This is a genomic window from Pseudomonas imperatae (assembly GCF_057128625.1).
The window spans coordinates 134078-152198 of record NZ_JBSKHP010000002.1 but is presented as its reverse complement, the minus strand read 5'-3'; the positions used below and the strand labels follow the sequence as shown (position 1 = coordinate 152198).

The following is an 18121-nucleotide window of genomic DNA, read 5'->3' as shown; positions in this document are numbered from 1 at the left end:
CGATGAGGCCGCGCCTGAACAAACGCGTCGCCTGCATCGCGACCAAGGTCGGCTCCTACCGTGCGGCAAAACGCTGCAATCGCGTTTCAGAGATCCAGCACCATCGAAGCAATCCCGAAGTACACCAACACCCCCGCCGCATCGGCGATAGAGGTGATCAGCGGGCCGCTGGCCACCGCCGGGTCCATGCGCAGGCGGCTGAACATGAACGGCAGGCTCATGCCGATGAGGCTGCCGATCAGCACGATGACCAGCATGCTGCTGGCAACGATCAATGAAATGTCCCAGCCGCCGCGGATGGCGCCCAGCAGGGCCACGGCCACGGCCATGGTGACGCCCAGGAACAGCGCCACGGAGCATTCGCGCCACAGCAGGCGCAGCCAGTCGCGCATGACCACGTCGCCTGTCGCCAGGGCGCGCACCATCAAGGTGGCCGATTGCGCGCCGGCGTTGCCGCCGCTGTCCACCAGCAGGGGCAGGAAGAACACCAGCACGATGTTGGCAGCGATGACGTCTTCGAACGCGGCGATGCCGGCGCCGGAGAACAGGTTGCCGAACACCAGCAGCACCAGCCACAGTACGCGCTTGCGGTAGAGCACGCCCACCGAGGCGGTGGCGATGTTGCCCAGGTGCTTGCCGATCAGCGCGCCCTTGTGGAAGTCCTCGGTGGCCTCTTCCACCACCACGTCGATGGCGTCGTCACAGCTGACGATGCCCACCAGCGCGCCGTCGCCGTTGACGATGGGCAGGGCCAGCAGGTCGTGATGGCGGATCAGCCGCGCCACCTCTTCCTGGTCGGCATCGACCCGGGCGCTGATCACCGGGGTGATCATCAGGTCGCCCACCCGCACCTGCGGCGCAGCCAGGATCAATTCGCGCAGGGACAGGGTGCCCAGCAGGCAGCGCTGCTCGTCGAGTACGTAGGTCTGGTAGATGGTGTCGGCGTCGGCCGCCTCGCGGCGCAGGCTGTCGATGGCCTCGGCGGCACTGAGGTGCACGCCCACGGTGGAATAGCCGCTGGTCATCAGCGCACCGGCACTGTCTTCCGGGTAGGTGGCCAGCTTGCGCAGGTCTTCGCGCTCCAGTTGGGCACGGCTGCGTTGCGAATCGATTTCGTAGTTCAGGGTAGTCATGTGTTGCTCTCCAGTCAGCGGCGCAGGGCTGCCTGGCGAGCGGACGCGTCAGCTCACAGGCAGGCCCGCCGCCGCTGCGGTCGGGGCCAGAATGTGGTTCTCGAAGGAACTTAAACTGGGGTGGTCCATGGGGATTATTTCTCGTCAGCCGCACATGCGGCGCGGGGATAGTAACCATGTAGGCAAGGCTTAAATACCCCTTCCGGCAAAATCAGAAACGTCCTACAAATCGCCGGCCAGACGCACGTGGTCGTTCCTGGCATTCCATCCGGCCGCCAGCGGTGTAGAATCGAGCTATTCATCGCCAATCATCCCCCGGCGGGTTTATGAGCTCCGGTCGAGCGCGCAGCGATCCTGCAGCGTCACCGACCTCATCCGCAGTGGCAGCTACCTGTCGCCGCTGCAAAGGACAAGAGAAGCTCACTCCCTTACTGATACCTGATTAGCCGCCCGGAGTGCTCCATGCCTGACTATCGCTCGAAAACGTCCACCCACGGCCGCAACATGGCCGGCGCCCGCGCCCTGTGGCGCGCCACGGGGATGAAGGACGCCGACTTCAAGAAGCCGATCATCGCCATCGCCAACTCGTTCACCCAGTTCGTCCCGGGCCACGTGCACCTGAAGGACCTGGGCCAGCTGGTAGCCCGCGAGATCGAACGCGCCGGTGGCGTGGCCAAGGAATTCAACACCATCGCCGTCGACGACGGCATCGCCATGGGCCATGACGGCATGCTGTATTCGCTGCCGAGCCGCGAGATCATCGCCGACTCCGTGGAATACATGGTCAACGCCCACTGCGCCGACGCCATCGTCTGCATCTCCAACTGCGACAAGATCACCCCCGGCATGCTGATGGCCGCCCTGCGCCTGAACATCCCGGTGATCTTCGTCTCCGGCGGCCCGATGGAAGCCGGCAAGACCAAGCTCGCCAGCCACGGCCTGGACCTGGTGGACGCCATGGTCATCGCCGCCGACTCCAGCGCTTCTGACGAGAAAGTCGCCGAGTACGAGCGTAGCGCCTGCCCTACCTGCGGTTCGTGCTCGGGCATGTTCACCGCCAACTCCATGAACTGCCTGACCGAAGCCCTGGGCCTGGCCCTGCCGGGCAACGGTTCGACCCTGGCCACCCACAGCGACCGCGAGCAGCTGTTCCTGCAGGCCGGCCGCACCATCGTCGAGCTGTGCCAGCGCTACTACGGCGAGAACGACGAGTCGGTGCTGCCGCGCAACATCGCCAACTTCAAGGCGTTCGAGAACGCCATGATGCTGGACATCGCCATGGGCGGTTCGACCAACACCATCCTGCACCTGCTGGCCGCCGCCCAGGAAGCCGAGCTGGCGTTCGACCTGCGCGATATCGACCGCCTGTCCCGCGTGGTGCCGCAGCTGTGCAAAGTGGCGCCGAACATCCAGAAGTACCACATGGAAGACGTGCACCGCGCCGGCGGCATCTTCAGCATCCTCGGTTCGCTGGCCCGTGGCGGCCTGCTGCACACCGACCTGCCGACCGTGCACAGCCGCAGCATGGAAGAAGCCATCGCCAAGTGGGACATCACCCAGACCAACGACGAAGCGGTGCACCACTTCTTCAAGGCAGGCCCGGCCGGCATCCCGACCCAGACCGCCTTCAGCCAGTCGACCCGCTGGGAAACCCTGGACGACGACCGCGAGAACGGCTGCATCCGCAGCTTCGAGCACGCCTATTCGCAAGAAGGCGGCCTGGCCGTGCTGTACGGCAACATCGCCCTGGACGGCTGCGTGGTGAAGACCGCCGGCGTGGATGAGTCCATCCATGTGTTCGAAGGCAACGCCAAGATCTTCGAAAGCCAGGACAGCGCCGTGCGCGGCATCCTCGCCGACGAAGTGAAGGAAGGCGACATCGTCATCATCCGCTACGAAGGCCCGAAAGGCGGCCCGGGCATGCAGGAAATGCTGTACCCCACCTCGTACCTGAAGTCCAAGGGCCTGGGCAAGGCCTGCGCCCTGCTGACCGACGGTCGCTTCTCGGGTGGTACCTCGGGCCTGTCCATCGGCCACGCCTCGCCGGAAGCAGCGGCGGGCGGCGCCATCGGCCTGGTGCAGGACGGCGACAAGGTGCTGATCGACATTCCGAACCGTTCGATCAACCTGCTGGTCAGCGATGAAGAACTGGCGGCACGCCGCGTGGAACAGGACAAGAAAGGCTGGAAGCCCGCCGAAGTCCGCCCACGCAAGGTGACCACCGCGCTGAAGGCCTACGCCCTGCTGGCGACCAGCGCCGACAAGGGCGCGGTGCGTAACAAGGCGATGCTGGACGGGCTGTAATAGACGACCGGTGGGAGCTGGCTTGCCAGCGAGATTTTCGGGCCTCCCCAAAACTCGCTGGCAAGCCAGCTCCCACATCAGCGATCACCCCGGAGTTATGTGAACTTCACTGGATTTCCTCGGGTTTCACGATCACCCAATTCTTGTCCGCCGTCACCGGCAACCCTTCCTTGGCCTGCGCCGCCGCGTTCTTGCTGATCATGCCGTTCAGCTGGTCCATGTACTTGGCCTTGCGGTTCACCCACAGGTGCACCCCGCCCTTGGCCACGTCCACGCTGTGGAACAGCATGTAGCCGTCGCTCGACGGCGTGTCACCGCCTACCAGCACCGGTTTCTTCCACTGATCGATATAGGTCAGGATCGCCGCCTGCTTGCCTGCCATCCAGGTGGCCGGGGTCCACAGGTACGGGGTCAGCTCCATGCCCATGTTGGCCTTGGGGTCATACTTGCCGGCTTCGATCTGCTTGCGCGCGGTAGTCAGCTCGCCGGTCTTGGGGTCCTTGAGCAAGGTGCTCACGCCAATCACGTTCTGCGGCTTCACGTTGTAGCCATACTTGGGGTCGGCCGCCACCATGCGCACCAGCTCTTCCGAGGCCGCCGTCACCACGTACACCTCGATGCCGTTCTCCATTAGCTTGTTGTACAGCTCGGCCTGGCCGGTGAACACCTTGGGCGGCTCGACGTTCATGGTCTTCACCACATCGCCCTCGAAATAGGTGGCTGGCACCGGCTTGCCCGAAGCCATCATCTCGTCCACGTAGCCCTTGAGCTGGGTCAGGGTGAAGCCAGAGAACACCTGCGCCACCCACGGGTAGCAGACCATGTCATCCACTTCGCACAGGCGGTAGTAGTAGCTGAACAGGCTTTCCTTGTGGCCGGCAGTGTCCTTGAACGGGATCAGCTTCAGCGACGGGTCGAGTTTCTCGCGGGTCAGCACGCCCTTGTTTTCCAGGTACGGCAGCAGCGACTCTTCCAGGTCGTAGCGGTAACTGGTGTTGTCCATGTCGAACACCGCGTAGTTGCCCTTGTGGGCATTGGCCGCGATCATCGCGTCGAGCTGTTTGGCCTGGGCCTCAGGCCAGTGCTTGAGTTCGGTGGCGAAGACCGGGCTGGCCAACGCCAGGCCCAGGGTGACGGCAATCAGGTTACGCAGTGGCTTCATCGGTGGTGCTCCCCAGAGTGATGCACGGACCCTAGCAAATGCTCATGACAACTCTGGCGCGAACACGACCGCCAGGGGCCCGATCGCGCCACGCGCTTGCCTGTAAACGCCACCCTCTTATTCCAAAAACGACTTAGCTCATGCGAACTTCGTATAAATGACAGAAAATTCAGGGTGTTAGAGTTTGTGGTTGGCCAGCGCCCATCAGAGGCGCAAGCGCCGGAATAAATTCCCCTGGAGCTTCAATGAACCTGCCCTTGCTACTCAACCTGCTGGTGTTCCTGGCCCTGCTGCTAGGCCTGGCGCAAACCAGCCGCACCTCATTCAGCCTGGCGAAGAAGGTCCTCATCGGCCTGGCGCTGGGCGTGCTGTTCGGCAGCGCCCTGCACGCCATCTACGGCCAGGGCAGCCCGCTGCTGAAAACCACCATTGGCTGGCTGGACCTGGTGGGCAACGGTTATGTGCAACTGTTGCAGATGATCGTGATGCCGCTGATCTTCGCCTCCATCCTCAGCGCCGTGGCGCGCCTGCACAACGCCTCGTCCCTGGGCAAGATCAGCTTCCTGACCATCGGCGTGCTGCTGTTCACCACGGCCGTTGCCGCACTGGTCGGCGTGGGCCTGACCAACCTGTTCGGCCTCACCGCCGAGGGCCTGGTGGCCGGCACCCAGGAACTGGCGCGCATGCAGGCGATCCAGAGCGACTACGTGGGCAAGGTCAACGACCTCAACATCCCGCAGCTGCTGCTGTCCTTCGTGCCGCAGAACCCGGTGGCCGACCTGGCCCGGGCCAAGCCGACCTCGATCATCAGCGTGGTGATCTTCGCCGCCTTCCTCGGCGTGGCTGCCCTGCAACTGCTCAAGGATGACGCCGAAAAAGGCGCGAAAGTGGTCAGCGCCATCGAGACCCTGCAAGCCTGGGTCACGCGCCTGGTGCGCCTGGTTATGAAGCTGACGCCCTACGGCGTGATGGCGCTGATGGCCAAGGTGGTCGCCAGCTCCAACCTGCAGGACATCCTCAAGCTGGGCAGCTTCGTGCTGGTGTCGTACATCGGCCTGGCGCTGATGTTCATGGTGCACGGCGTGCTGCTGAGCATCGCCGGCGTGCACCCGCTGCGCTTCTTCCGCAAGGTGTGGCCGGTGCTGACCTTCGCCTTCACCAGCCGCTCCAGCGCGGCCACCATCCCGCTGAGCATCGAGGCGCAAACCCAGCGCCTGGGCATTCCGCAGGCCATCGCCAGCTTCGCCGCCTCGTTCGGCGCCACCATCGGCCAGAACGGTTGCGCGGGCCTGTACCCGGCCATGCTGGCGGTGATGGTGGCACCCACCGTGGGCATCAACCCGCTGGACCCGATGTGGATTGCCACCCTGGTGGCGATCGTGACCCTGAGCTCGGCCGGCGTGGCGGGCGTGGGCGGTGGCGCGACGTTCGCGGCGCTGATCGTGCTGCCGGCCATGGGGCTGCCGGTGTCGCTGGTGGCGTTGCTGATTTCGGTGGAGCCGCTGATCGACATGGGCCGCACGGCGCTGAACGTCAGCGGTTCGATGACGGCCGGCACCATCGCCAGCCAGGTGTTGCAGCAGACCGATCGGGCGCTGCTGGATGCCGACGAGCACGCCGAGCTGGCGCACCGGTAAACGCTTGTGGGAGCTGGCTTGCCAGCGAGCTGTTGAGGCCCCGAAAAGCTCGCTGGCAAGCCAGCTCCCACAAAGGCAGGCGCGGCGAAAGGTTAGCGGCGGTCCCAGACTTCGAAGGCGTACGCCGGGGCATCGCCCACCGCCGGGTTTTCGGTGTTCGAGACCAGCAGCCACTGGGTCTCGTCGTATTCAGGGAACCAGGCATCGCCCGCCGGGCTGGCCGCCACGCGGGTGAGGTACAGGCGGTCGGCCAGGTCCAGCCCTTGCGCATACAACTGCGCCCCACCAATCAACATCAGCTCCGTGGCGCCATTGGCCTGGGCCCAGGCTTCGGCGCGGGCGATGGCGGCTTCCAGCGAGGCGTACACCTCGGCGCCTTCCAGCACCAGGCCTTCCTGGCGGCTGACCACGATGTTCAGCCGGCCCGGCAGCGGCCGGCCCAGCGAATCCCAGGTCTTGCGGCCCATGATGATCGGCTTGCCCAGGGTGGTGGCCTTGAAGTATTTGAAATCACCCGGCAGGTGCCAGGGCATGCTGTTGTCGATGCCGATGACGCGGTTCTGCGCGAGCGCCGCGATCAGGCTGAGGGGGAGTGTATTTTTCATCCCGCGAGGATAGCAGAGCACGGGGCCTCGCTGGGTTATGCTCTGGGCTGGTTTGATCAATGGATGGTGGCGTGACAGCACTGGACACTCTCTGGCTTACCGAAGCCATACGCCTGCGCGAAGAGCAGGCCGGCCCCCTGGACGACCAGGAGGCCAACCGCCGCGCCCGCCAACAGGGCGGCGACCTGGCCGCGCGGGTGCAGCACCGGGCCCTGTGGCTGGCCGAACGCGACGGCCTGCTGCCCGCCCTGCGCCACTGGAAGCAGGGCGCGCGCCTGAGCGTGATGCTGCTGGCGGTGCTGGTTATTTTCAGCGGCGCCGGCCTGGCCTTCGCCGCCTTGGGCAACGGCCCGGTCAACGTCTTCTGGGCGCTGGGCAGCCTGCTGGGGCTGAACTGGATTCTGCTGCTGGGCTGGCTCAGCGGCCTGCTGCTGGCCGACGAACACACGGCCAGCCTGGGCCGCCTGTGGATGTGGCTCAGCGCCCGGCTGGCGCGCGACGCCAAGGCCGTGCACCTGGGTCCGGCACTGGTGGTGCTGTTGCAACGCCAGCGCCTCAACCGCTGGGTGCTCGGCGCGCTGGTGAATGGCCTGTGGCTGCTGGCCTTGAGCAGCGCGCTGGTGATCCTGCTGCTGTTGCTGGCCACCCGGCGCTACGGCTTCGTCTGGGAAACCACCATTTTAAGCCCCGACACCTTCGTGGCCATGACCCGCGGCCTGGGCGCCCTGCCCGCGCTGCTGGGCTTCAACGTGCCGGACATCGACACCATCCGCGCCAGCGGCGACAGCGTGCTGGCCGTGGACAGCGCTCGGCAAGCCTGGGCCGGCTGGCTGTTGGGCGTGCTGGTGGTGTTCGGCATCGTCCCGCGGCTGCTGCTGGCCCTGGCCTGCTGGGGGCGTTGGCGCCTGGGGCGCAAGCGCTTGCAGCTGGACCTGAGCCTGCCCGGCCACGCCGAACTGCGCGAGCAATTGATGCCCAGCAGCGAACGCCTGGGCGTCAACGACAGCGCCCCCGCGCAGTTGCACGAAGTGCCGGCGCCGCTGGCTGGGGCAACCACCGGCGGCGCGCTGCTGGTGGGCCTGGAACTCGACGACCAACAGCCCTGGCCGCCCGCCCTGCCCGCCACGGTGGGCGATGCCGGGGTCCTCGACAGCCGCGAATCACGCCGGCGCCTGCTCGACCAGCTGGCGCGCTACCCCGCCGCGCGCCTGGCCATCGCCTGCGACCCGCGCCGCTCGCCCGACCGCGGCAGCCTGGGGTTGATCGCCGAACTGGCGCGCAGCGCCGGCCATACCCGCATCTGGCTGCTACCCGCGCCTGCCGGCCAGCAGCTGGATGCCGAGCGCCTCGACGACTGGCACCAGGCCCTGGCCCGGCTGGGCCTCGACGTGGTGGCAAGCCTGCCCCTGACCTGGCTGGAGACCGGCAATGACCAAGCCTCTTAAGCTGGCCGTGGTCGGCCACACCAACGTCGGCAAGACCTCGCTGCTGCGCACCCTCACCCGTGACGTCGGCTTTGGCGAGGTCTCCCACCGCCCCAGCACCACCCGCCACGTGGAGGGCGCGCGGCTGTCGGTGGACGGCGAGGCGTTGCTGGAGCTGTACGACACCCCCGGCCTTGAAGACGCCATCGCCCTGCTCGACTACCTGGAGCGCCTGGACCGCCCCGGCGAGCGCCTGGACGGCCCGGCGCGCACCGAACGCTTCCTGCAGGGCAGCGAGGCCCGCCAGCGTTTCGAACAGGAAGCCAAGGTGCTGCGCCAGCTGCTGGCCAGCGACGCCGGCCTGTACGTGATCGACGCCCGCGAGCCGGTGCTGGCCAAGTACCGCGACGAACTGGAAGTGCTCAACGGTTGCGGCAAGCCGCTGCTGCCGGTGCTCAACTTCGTCGCCAGCCCCGGCCACCGCGAGGAACAGTGGCGCGAAGCCCTGGCGCGCCTGGGCCTGCACGCGCTGGTGCGCTTCGACAGCGTGGCACCGCCGGAAGATGGCGAGCGGCGCCTGTATGAAAGCCTGGCGCTGCTGCTGGAACATGCGCGCCCCAGTCTGCAACGGCTGATCGACGACCAGCAGGCCCAGCGCCTGGCGCGCCGCCAGCGGGCACGCGCGCTGATTGCCGAACTGTTGATCGACTGCGCCGCCTGCCGCCGCAGCGTGGCCGCCGACCGCGAAGGCGTGGACGCTGCCATCGCCGCCCTGCGCGAAGCCGTGCGCCAGCGCGAACAGAAATGCGTGCAGGCGCTGCTCAAGCTCTACGCCTTCCGCCTGGAAGACGCCGCCGCCAGCGACCTGCCCCTGCTGGACGGGCGCTGGGGCGACGACCTGTTCAACCCCGAGACGCTCAAACAGCTGGGCGTGAAAGTCGGGGGCGGGATAGCTGCAGGCGCGGCGGCCGGCGCCGGCGTCGATCTGCTGGTAGGCGGTATCACCCTGGGCCTGGCAGCCCTGGCTGGCGCCATCGCCGGCGGCGCGTTGCAGACCGCCCGCGGCTACGGCGGCCGGCTGTTGGGCAAGCTCAAGGGCCAGCGCGAGCTGACCGTGGACGACAACGTGCTACGCCTGCTGGCCTTGCGCCAACGGCAACTGCTGGAAGCACTGGACGCGCGCGGGCACGCGGCCATGGGCAGCATCGAGGTCGCCGTGCCCCAGGACAAGAGCTGGCGCGAGGGCAAGCTGCCCGAACCACTGGGCAAGGCCCGCGCGCACCCGCAGTGGTCCACCCTCAACCCCCACCCGCGCCCCAACCAGCCCGAACGCCACGAACAGATCGAGCACCTGAGTACAGAACTCTGACTCTGTAGCCGCTGCCGACAGGCTGCGCTGGCCATCACCCACACTGAAGATCTCCGGTGTACATGCGGGCCAGCGCAGCCTTCGGCAGCGGCTACGCGTTCGTTACAGGCCGTCCAGGCCGTGCGGGGCTTCGCCCAGCAGGTCGGCGACGTTACGCTCCGCCAGCGCCGGCCCCACGCTCATGCCCACGCCCGTGTGCATCAGCGCCGAACTCAAGCCCGGCGCCACCCGCAGCAACGAGAACGGCTTGCTGCCCTTGGCGCCATACACGCCCTGCCAGCGCTCCACCACCTTGAGCTTGCCACCCAGCGTGTGCTCGGCCAGCTCGATCATCCAGTCATCCACCTGTTCGGCGTTGAACGGCGACGCGTCACGGCCATAGTGGTGGGAGTCGCCGATGATCAGCTCGCGGTACGGCGTGGGGCTGACCAGCAGGTGAATGCCCTGCTCCACCAGGTGCGGGCTGTCCTGCTGCACCTGGGCCTGCAGGGCCCGGGTCTCCGGCAGGCCCTCGAACGCGCCGTAGTGCAGGCAGCTCAAGCCGGTGAGCACCGCCTGCTGCAGGTCCAGTTCGAACTGCGGGCGCACGCGCAGCATCTGCAGGCGGCACACCTGCGGCTGCAAGGCCGCCATGGCGTCGCTGAGCAGCGTCTGGTAGTCGTGGCCCGAACACACCACAATGTGCGAGCCGGTAAAGGTGCCCGCCGTGCTGCGCAGCTTGCCCGGTTCCAAGTCGCGCACCAGGGTGGAGAAGTGGAACTCCACGCCCTGCCCGCGCAGGAACTCCACCAGCGCCGGAATCGCCTCGCGCGAATACAGCTGCTGGTCATCCAGCCCCAGCAAGGCCGCGTGGTGGTGGCGGAACTGGCCGTTGTACAACTGGTTCAGGGCCTCGCCCTGCAACAGCTCCACCCGGTAGCCATGCTCCACCGCGCGCTCGGCGCAGAAGCGCTCAAGCAGCTGGTGCTCCAGCTCGTTGCGGGCAAACAGCAGCGAGCCGTTGCGTTTCAGGGCGAACCCGGCCTGCTCGGCCCAGTGCGCCCACAGGCTGCGGCTGGCCTTGGCCAGGGCATGCATCTGGCCCACGGGCTGGCCGGTGACCAGCGCCTGGCCGAAATTGCGCACCGACGCCCCCAGGGGCGTGGCGCTGCGTTCGAACACGCGGACCTTGAGGCCGCGCCTGGCGGCGGCGTAGGCATGGGACAAGCCCAGGATGCCGGCGCCGACGATGAGCATGTCGCTGTGTTGGGTCATGGGAACGCCTCCCTGGAATTACTGGGCCGCAACCTTCTCGGACTTGCCGTCATAGCGCTTGCGCCATTCGGTCAGGATGCTGTCGCGGTTCTTCGACGCCCAGCTGAAGTCGTTCTTGATCAGGCGCTGTTCGTAGTCGGCCGGCAGTTCGGTCTGCGGCTTGGCGATGCCCGGCTGGGCCAGCACGGCGAAGTTTTCCTTGTACAGTTCCATGGCCGCGGGGCTGGCGGAGAAGTCGGCGAGTTTCTTCGCGGCTTCTTCATGAGGGGTGCCCTTGATCACCGCGGTGGCTTCGATTTCCCAGCCCAGGCCTTCCTTCGGCAGGATGATGTCCAGCGGCGCGCCCTGGCGCTTGAGCTGCACGGCCGGGTATTCGAACGAGATGCCGATCGGGAACTCGCCCGAGGCCGCCAGCTTGCAGGGCTTGGAGCCGGAGTGCACGTACTGGCCGATGTTCTGGTGCAGGTCGTCCATGTACTTCCAGCCCTGCTTCTCGCCGTAGGTCTGCAGCCAGGCGCTGACGTCCAGGAAGCCGGTGCCCGACGAGGCCGGGTTCGGCATCACGATCTTGCCCTTGTACTCGGGCTTGGTCAGGTCCTGCCAGCTCACCGGCTTGGTCAGGCCCTGCTTCTCGGCTTCCACGGTGTTGAAGCAGATGGTGGCGGCCCACACGTCCATGCCTACCCACTTGGGTGGGTTGGCGGCGTCACGGTAGTTCGCGCCGATCTTGCCCAGGTCTTTCGGCGAGTAGGCTTCGAGCATGCCCTGCTGGTCGAGGATGGCCAGGCTGGAGGCCGCCAGGCCCCACACCGCGTCCGCCTGCGGGCGATCCTTCTCGGCCAGCAGCTTGGCAGTGACGATACCGGTGGAGTCACGCACCCACTTGATCTCGATGTCGGGGTTGGCTTTCTCGAACGCGTCCTTGTAGGTGGTCAGCTGCTCCGGCTCCAGGGCCGTGTAGACGGTCAGTTGGGTAGTGGCTGCGCTGGCCTGCAGGCTGAAAGCGGCAACAACGGCAGCGACAAGAGCAAGTGGCTTGAACATGGTGCGGTTCCTGAGTCAGTTGGAGGTCAGTGGGTGTGCAATCAAAGGCCCTGGCGCCAGGCCTGGGACCGGCGCAGCAAGCCGCGCGAGGCCCAGGCCAGCAGCAGCGACACGGCGGCCGAGGTCAGCAGAATCAAGGTGGACATGGCCGCGGCGCCGCCAACGTTGCCGGCGTCGTCCATGTTCAGCACCGCCACCGCCGCCAGGATGGTGTCGGGGCTGTAGAGGAAGATGGCCGCCGACACCGTGGTCATGGCCGAGACGAACAGGTAGCGGATGATGTCCAGCAGCGCCGGCAGGCAGATGGGCACGGTCACCCGCAGGTAGTGGCGGTACAGCGGCGCCTTGAGCGACAGCGCCGCGGCTTCGAACTCGCCGTCCAGCTGGCGCAGGGCCGTAGTGGCGGTCATTTGCGCGGTGGTCATGTAGTGGGCCACGGTGCACACGACCAGCAAGGTCATGGTGCCGTAGAACACATGCAGCGGGTTGCCGCCCAGGTTGAAGAAGAATACGTAGCCCAGGCCCAGCACCAGGCCGGGCACGGCCATGGGCACGAAGCTGAGCATGCGCAGCAGCAGGTTCAGGCGGCGCAGGCCCTGGGTTTTTTCCATCAGGTAGGCGCCGGTGAAAATCACCGCGCTGCCGATCAGCGCCGTGCCCACGGCCATCTTCACGCTGTTGCTGTAGGCCAACCAGCCGCCGCCGGCGGTGGTGTTGAACTGGTAATGCACCAGCGACAGCGACAGGTTGTAGGGCCAGAATTTCACCAGCGACGAGTACACCGCCATGCCCACCACCAGCAGCAGCGCCGCGCACACCAGCAACACCACCGCCAGGTAGCAGCCATCGCGCAGCCGCGAAGGCGCGGGGCGGAACACCTGGGCGCGGCCGCTCATGGCCTCGCCGTGACGGCGGCGCAGCCAGGCGTCGACGCCGAAGCTGAACAGCGCAGGCAGCAGCAGGATCATGCCGATCAAGGCGCCGCGGCCAAATTGCTGCTGGCCCACCACCGCCTTGTAGGCTTCCAGCGCCAACACCTGATAGTCGCCGCCCACCACTACGGGCACGCCGAAGTCGGTGATGGTCAGGGTGAACACCAGGCAGAACGCCGCGAACACCGCCTGGCGCGTGGCCGGCCAGGTGATGCTGCGGTAGGCGCGCCAGGGGCTGGCACCCATGCTCGAGGCGGCGTCGAACAGCCGCGCATCGGCCAACGACAGGGCCGACAGCAGAATCATCAGCGCATGCGGGAAGGTGTAGATCACCTCGCCCAGGACGATGCCCCAGAAACCGTAGATATTGTCAGCCACCAGCCCGCGCAGCAGGCCCTGGTTGCCGAACAGGTAGACCAGGGCAATGCCCGGCAGCATCGACGGCGCCAGCAGCGGCAGCAGGGATATGCCACGCCACACCGCCTTGCCGGGGATCAACGTGCGTTGCAGGGCGTAGGCGAACAGGTAGGCCAGCGGCACGACGATGGCGGCCACGCTGAACGACACCTTGAGGCTATTGCCCAGCAGCCAATGGAAATTGTCGCTGGCCACCAGGTCTTGTGCCGCCGCCCAGCCGCCGCCGGCCACCGGGGTGAAGCCGCGCCAGAAGATCGCCAGCAGCGGCATCAGCACTGCCACACAGAGGAACGCCAGCAACAGCAGTTTGCCGCCGACCACGAACAGACGGTCACCCAGGGCAGCCGACGAAGACTGGGCCGGCGCTTTCGCGTCCATCACCGGCAGGCTCATCTGCGCGGCCATCTCAGGCGAACACCTGGAGGCTGCGCGGCGGCAGGGCTACCCAGATGTCCGGGCTGCCCAGGCGCGGCATGGATTCGGGGGCCACTTCGGCCAGCAGCGCGTGGCCGGGGAACTGGTTGAATTCGAAGCTCATGCGGCAGCGGTTGCCCAGGAAGGTGATCTCGCGCACCCGCGCCTGGAACAGGTTTTCCTCGTGCACCGGCGGGTTGACGCTGATGGCCTCCGGGCGGCAGAACAGCCGGCCGCTGTTGGCGCGGCTGGCATCGGGGGCCAGGCGCATGTTCATCCCGCCCACCTGTGCATGGCTGTCGCTGCTGCGCTGGAACGGCAGCCAGTTGCCCTGGCCGACGAACTCGGCGACGAACGGCGTGGCCGGCTTGTCGTAGATCTCCTGGGCGGTGGCGTACTGCTCGACCTGGCCGTTGTTCATCACGGCGATGCGGTCGGCCATCAGCATGGCCTCGTCCTGGTTGTGGGTAACCATCAGCGTGGTGATACCCAGCTGGCGTTGCAGCTGGCGCAGCTCGGTGCACAGATGCTCGCGCACCCGGGCGTCGAGGGCCGACATAGGTTCGTCCAGCAGCAACAGCGACGGCGACGGCGCCAGGGCGCGGGCCAAGGCCACGCGCTGCTGCTGGCCGCCGGACAGCTGGCCGGGGAATTTCTTCTCGCTGCCCAACAGGCCCACCAGCTCCAGCATGTCGCCGACACGCTTGCGCACCTGGTCACGGCTCTGGCCCGACAAGCCGTAGGCAATGTTGGCCTCGACGTTGAGGTTGGGGAACAGCGCGTAGGACTGGAACAGAATGCCGTAGTCGCGGCCCTGGGGCGGCAGCTGGGAGATGTCGCGGTCGCCGATGTACAGCTGGCCCCGATCCTGGCGCTCCAGGCCGGCGATGCAGCGCAGCAGCGTGGTCTTGCCGCAGCCCGACGGGCCCAGCAGGCACACCAGCTCACCGGCGGCAACGTCCAGCGAGACGTCGTTGAGCGCGGTGAAGGCGCCAAAGCGCTTGTGGATACCACGCACGGACATGTGCGCGCCGTTAGCAGGGGAATGGTTCATGGACGGGACCTCATCTAGCAGATGGGGGTCATCCTAGGCAGCGAATGCGAACGTCCTGTGGCAGTAGGGCAAAAGCTGCCGATAGTGGTATTGGCGGATTTGGGTTGTAACAACGGATCCCGCAAAATCCCGTAGCAGCTGCCGAAGGCTGCGTCCGCGCACCACACGGCCGCCGAAGAGAACGCGGCGCCAGCGGACGCAGCCTTCGGCAGCTGCTACGGGGGGAGTCCCGAGACTTCCTGGGCCAGGCCCAGGAACGCAGCCGGCAGCCGCGCCTGGCGGCGTTCTTTCAGGCAGTAGAGGTATTCGTGCATCACCGGCGCGTTGTCGATGGTCAGCACCTTCAGCTCGGGGTTGTGCGGCACCTCGTGGCGGGCGATCAGGCTGACGCCGATGTTGCGCAGCACCGCCTCGCGGATCGACTCGCGGCTGCCGATCTCCAGCACCGTGCCAATGGCCACCTGCTCATCTTTCATCCACTGCTCGGTGAGGCTGCGGGTGGTGGAGCCGCGCTCGCGCATCAGCAGGCACTGCCCGGCCAGGGCGCTGAGCGGCACCTGGTTGTGCACCGCCAAGGGGTGATGCCGGTGCACCGCCAGCACCAGCGGGTCGGTGCCCAGCACCCGGCGGATCAGCCGGGCGTCGTCCACCAGCTGCGAGGACGCGGCCAGGTCCACGCGGTAGTCCTCGAGCATTTCCAGCACCTGCTGGGAGTTGCCGATCTCCATCGACACCTCCACCTGGGGCAGGCGCTCGCGGAAGATCTTCACCAGGTCGAGGATGTAGTAAGGCGCCGTGGCAGCGATGCGCAGGGCGCCCTCGCCCTGGCCGCTGTTGCGCAGGAAGAACTCGATGTCGGCTTCCTGCTGCAGCAGCGCCTTGACCATGGGCAGCAGGCGCGCGCCGTCGTCGCTCAGGGTCAGGCGACGGCCGCCGCGGTAAAACAGCTCCACCGCGTACTGGCTTTCCAGGTGGCGGATCTGCGTGGTCACGGTGGGCTGGCTGAGGCCCAGTTTTTTCGCCGCCAGGGTGATGCTGCCCAGCCGGGCCACCATGTAAAACGCCTTCAGCTCGGCACTCAGCATCACCACCTCATTACTTGCGCAGCAGCCTCAACCCGTTGAAGACCACCAACAGGCTGACGCCCATATCGGCGAACACCGCCATCCACATCGTCGCCACCCCGGCAAAGGTCATTGCCAGGAACACGGCCTTGATCACCAGCGCCAACACGATGTTCTGCATCAGTATCGACCGGGTCTGGCGCGAGAGCCTGACGAACGTCGGGATTTTTCGCAAGTCGTCGTCCATCAGCGCCACGTCGGCGGTCTCGATGGCAGTATCGGTGCCCGCCGCTGCCATGGCAAAGCCCAGCTCGGCCCGGGCCAGGGCCGGCGCGTCGTTGATACCGTCGCCGACCATGCCCACCCGGTGGCCCTGGGCATACAGCTCTTCGATGGCCTGCAGCTTGTCTGCGGGCAGCAGGTTGCCACGGGCCTGGTCGATGCCCACCTGGGCGGCGATGGCGCTGGCAGTGTGGGGGTTGTCGCCGGTCAGCATCAGGGTCTTGATGCCCAGGGCGTGCAGCTGGGCGATGGCCTCGCGGCTGCTGTCCTTGAGGGTGTCGGCCACGGCGAAGAAGGCCAGCGGGCCGCTGGCGTCCAGCAACAGCACCACGCTCTTGCCCTGGCGCTCCAGCACGTCCAACTGGGCCTCCAGTTGCGGCGAGCACAGGCCCAGCTCTTCCACCAGGCGGTGGTTGCCAAGGTGGTACAGCTGGCCGTTGACGCTACCGCTCACGCCACGCCCGGCCAGGGCCTGGAAGTCCATGACCTCCAGCAGCGCCTCGCCGGCTTCCAGCGCCGGGCGGGCAATGGCCTGGGACACCGGGTGGTCGGAACGCGCGGCCAGGCTGGCGGCGATCTGCTCGGCAGTGGCGGCATAGGCAGGGTCCAGCGGCACGAAATCGGTCTGCACCGGTTTGCCATGGGTCAGCGTGCCGGTCTTGTCGAGGGCCAGGAAGTCCAGCTTGTGGCCACCTTCCAGGTACACCCCGCCCTTGATCAGGATGCCCTTGCGCGCCGCCGCGGCCAGGCCGCTGACGATGGTCACCGGGGTGGAGATCACCAGCGCACACGGGCAGGCGACCACCAGCAGCACCAGCGCGCGGTAGATCCAGTCGAACCAGGCGCCGGCCATGAACAGCGGCGGCAGCACCGCCACGGCCAGGGCCAGGGCGAACACCGCCGGGGTGTACACCCGGGAGAAGTTATCCACAAAGCGCTGGGTTGGGGCGCGGGCACCCTGGGCCTGTTCCACGGCATGGATGATGCGCGCCAGGGTGGAGTTGCTGGCCAGCGCGGTGACCCGGTATTCCAGGGCGCCGGCCTGGTTGATGGTGCCGGCGAACAGCTTGTCGCCCACGGCCTTCTCCACCGGCAGGCTTTCGCCGGTGATGGCCGCCTGATCGACGCTGGATTGCCCGCTGACTACTTCGCCATCGAGGGCAATGCGCTCGCCAGGGCGCACCCGCACGACAGCGTCCAGGGCAATCTTGCGGGCGTCTAGTTCCAGCCACTGGCCGTCGGCCTGGCGCACGGTCGCTTGTTCGGGGGTCAGCTGCAGCAGGCCGCCGATGGCGTTGCGCGCGCGGCTCAGCGAGCGCGCCTCGATCAGCTCGGCCACGGTGAACAGGAACATCACCATGGCCGCCTCCGGCCACTGGCCGATCAGCACCGCGCCGGTGACAGCGATGCTCATCAGCGCGTTGATGTTCAGGTTGCGGTTCTTCAGGGCAATCCAGCCCTTCTTGTAGGTGGTCAGGCCGCCACTGGCAATCGCCAGCAACGCCAGCCCGGCGATCAGCCAGCTGGGCGCCAGGCCGCTGAAATGGGCGATTTCCGAGGCCACCGCGGCCACGCCGGACAGCGCCAGCGGCCACCAGGGCTTGCGCACCGGTGCCGGGGCTTCAGGGCTGGCCTGGCCTTGGGCGTCCAGGGGCTCGGCGCTCATGCCCAGGCCGGCAATGGCCTCGATAATTACGCCATCAGCGGCCAACGAGTGGCGAACGCCCAGCACCCGGTTGATCAGGTTGAACTCCAGCGCCTCGACGCCGGCCAGCTTGCCCAGGCGGTTCTGGATCAGGGTCTGCTCGGTAGGGCAGTCCATCTGCTCGATGCGGAAGCGGCTCAGGCGCGCGTCGGCACTGGCCTTGGCGCTCAGGCGCACGGTAGCGGCCGGCGCCGGCTGGTCGCTGGCGCAGCAGCTGCCGCCGTGGGCGTGGCCGCGAATGGCAGCGTGCTCATGGGCGTGGCCGTGGTCGTCGTGCTTGTGGCTATGGGTTGGCTGCTGGCTCATTGGTCAGGTCCGGTA

13 protein-coding genes are annotated in these 18121 nt (G+C 67.0%); 4 read left to right on the top strand and 9 right to left on the bottom strand.

Going from position 1 to position 18121, the window contains the following annotated elements; genetic code table 11:
* Nucleotides 1–86: 86 nt before the first annotated feature.
* The gene (gene mgtE, locus ACWKWX_RS03335; protein WP_473004794.1) at nt 87–1133 is read right to left on the bottom strand and encodes a magnesium transporter; all 1047 of its coding nucleotides are present in this window, start codon (nt 1131–1133) and stop codon (nt 87–89) included.
* 462 nt (nt 1134–1595) lie between these two features.
* Here mgtE and ilvD point away from each other — a divergent pair, with 462 nt between their 5' ends.
* Entirely contained in the window at nt 1596–3437 is a 1842-nt protein-coding gene (ilvD, locus tag ACWKWX_RS03330) for a dihydroxy-acid dehydratase (protein WP_416427386.1), read from the top strand.
* A gap of 106 nt (nt 3438–3543) precedes the next feature.
* Here ilvD and ACWKWX_RS03325 read toward each other — a convergent pair whose 3' ends face one another.
* Entirely contained in the window at nt 3544–4599 is a 1056-nt protein-coding gene (locus ACWKWX_RS03325; protein ID WP_416427387.1) for an HAD family hydrolase, read from the bottom strand.
* A gap of 245 nt (nt 4600–4844) precedes the next feature.
* Between ACWKWX_RS03325 and ACWKWX_RS03320 the strand changes: the two genes are divergently transcribed.
* Entirely contained in the window at nt 4845–6236 is a 1392-nt protein-coding gene (locus ACWKWX_RS03320; protein ID WP_483827018.1) for an L-cystine transporter, read from the top strand.
* A 92-nt stretch (nt 6237–6328) separates the two neighbouring features.
* Here the strand turns inward: ACWKWX_RS03320 and ACWKWX_RS03315 are convergent, their stop codons facing one another.
* A complete protein-coding gene (locus ACWKWX_RS03315) occupies nt 6329–6841 on the bottom strand; it encodes a dihydrofolate reductase (protein ID WP_483827017.1) in 513 nt (170 codons plus the stop codon).
* A 71-nt stretch (nt 6842–6912) separates the two neighbouring features.
* Between ACWKWX_RS03315 and ACWKWX_RS03310 the strand changes: the two genes are divergently transcribed.
* Both ACWKWX_RS03310 and ACWKWX_RS03305 read left to right on the top strand, forming a co-directional pair.
* A complete protein-coding gene (locus ACWKWX_RS03310) occupies nt 6913–8286 on the top strand; it encodes a DUF2868 domain-containing protein (RefSeq protein WP_483827016.1) in 1374 nt (457 codons plus the stop codon).
* Nucleotides 8270–9634: a DUF3482 domain-containing protein gene (locus ACWKWX_RS03305; RefSeq protein ID WP_473004800.1), complete on the top strand. Its 1365-nt coding sequence runs from the start codon at nt 8270–8272 to the stop codon at nt 9632–9634. The genes ACWKWX_RS03310 and ACWKWX_RS03305 overlap by 17 nt, the downstream gene beginning before the upstream one ends.
* 102 nt (nt 9635–9736) lie before the next feature.
* Here ACWKWX_RS03305 and ACWKWX_RS03300 read toward each other — a convergent pair whose 3' ends face one another.
* From ACWKWX_RS03300 to ACWKWX_RS03275, 6 genes are all read right to left on the bottom strand, one after another.
* On the bottom strand, nt 9737–10888 hold the full coding sequence (locus ACWKWX_RS03300) for a TIGR03364 family FAD-dependent oxidoreductase (protein ID WP_483827015.1): 1152 nt from the start codon (nt 10886–10888) through the stop codon (nt 9737–9739).
* 18 nt (nt 10889–10906) lie between these two features.
* On the bottom strand, nt 10907–11932 hold the full coding sequence (locus tag ACWKWX_RS03295) for a putative 2-aminoethylphosphonate ABC transporter substrate-binding protein (RefSeq protein ID WP_416421410.1): 1026 nt from the start codon (nt 11930–11932) through the stop codon (nt 10907–10909).
* 41 nt (nt 11933–11973) lie between these two features.
* Nucleotides 11974–13686, bottom strand: coding sequence for a putative 2-aminoethylphosphonate ABC transporter permease subunit (locus tag ACWKWX_RS03290; protein ID WP_476296481.1), 1713 nt, complete (start codon nt 13684–13686; stop codon nt 11974–11976).
* Nucleotide 13687: 1 nt separating this feature from the next.
* A complete protein-coding gene (locus ACWKWX_RS03285) occupies nt 13688–14749 on the bottom strand; it encodes a putative 2-aminoethylphosphonate ABC transporter ATP-binding protein (RefSeq protein WP_473004803.1) in 1062 nt (353 codons plus the stop codon).
* Nucleotides 14750–14964: 215 nt separating this feature from the next.
* A complete protein-coding gene (locus ACWKWX_RS03280) occupies nt 14965–15834 on the bottom strand; it encodes a LysR family transcriptional regulator (RefSeq protein WP_476296477.1) in 870 nt (289 codons plus the stop codon).
* Nucleotides 15835–15844: 10 nt separating this feature from the next.
* The gene (locus tag ACWKWX_RS03275) at nt 15845–18106 is read right to left on the bottom strand and encodes a heavy metal translocating P-type ATPase (RefSeq protein WP_483827014.1); all 2262 of its coding nucleotides are present in this window, start codon (nt 18104–18106) and stop codon (nt 15845–15847) included.
* Nucleotides 18107–18121 lie beyond the last annotated feature (15 nt).

What these genes read in the sequence shown, in the direction of transcription:
- ACWKWX_RS03280 (WP_476296477.1), bottom strand. Translation starts at nt 15,834, where the DNA reads ATGCTGAGTGCCGAGCTGAAGGCGTTTTACATGGTGGCCCGGCTGGGC.
- ACWKWX_RS03305 (WP_473004800.1), top strand. Translation starts at nt 8,270, where the DNA reads ATGACCAAGCCTCTTAAGCTGGCCGTGGTCGGCCACACCAACGTCGGC.
- ACWKWX_RS03315 (WP_483827017.1), bottom strand. Translation starts at nt 6,841, where the DNA reads ATGAAAAATACACTCCCCCTCAGCCTGATCGCGGCGCTCGCGCAGAAC.
- mgtE (WP_473004794.1), bottom strand. Translation starts at nt 1,133, where the DNA reads ATGACTACCCTGAACTACGAAATCGATTCGCAACGCAGCCGTGCCCAA.
- ACWKWX_RS03300 (WP_483827015.1), bottom strand. Translation starts at nt 10,888, where the DNA reads ATGACCCAACACAGCGACATGCTCATCGTCGGCGCCGGCATCCTGGGC.
- ACWKWX_RS03325 (WP_416427387.1), bottom strand. Translation starts at nt 4,599, where the DNA reads ATGAAGCCACTGCGTAACCTGATTGCCGTCACCCTGGGCCTGGCGTTG.
- ACWKWX_RS03295 (WP_416421410.1), bottom strand. Translation starts at nt 11,932, where the DNA reads ATGTTCAAGCCACTTGCTCTTGTCGCTGCCGTTGTTGCCGCTTTCAGC.
- ACWKWX_RS03285 (WP_473004803.1), bottom strand. Translation starts at nt 14,749, where the DNA reads ATGAACCATTCCCCTGCTAACGGCGCGCACATGTCCGTGCGTGGTATC.
- ACWKWX_RS03290 (WP_476296481.1), bottom strand. Translation starts at nt 13,686, where the DNA reads ATGGCCGCGCAGATGAGCCTGCCGGTGATGGACGCGAAAGCGCCGGCC.
- ACWKWX_RS03275 (WP_483827014.1), bottom strand. Translation starts at nt 18,106, where the DNA reads ATGAGCCAGCAGCCAACCCATAGCCACAAGCACGACGACCACGGCCAC.
- ACWKWX_RS03320 (WP_483827018.1), top strand. Translation starts at nt 4,845, where the DNA reads ATGAACCTGCCCTTGCTACTCAACCTGCTGGTGTTCCTGGCCCTGCTG.
- ilvD (WP_416427386.1), top strand. Translation starts at nt 1,596, where the DNA reads ATGCCTGACTATCGCTCGAAAACGTCCACCCACGGCCGCAACATGGCC.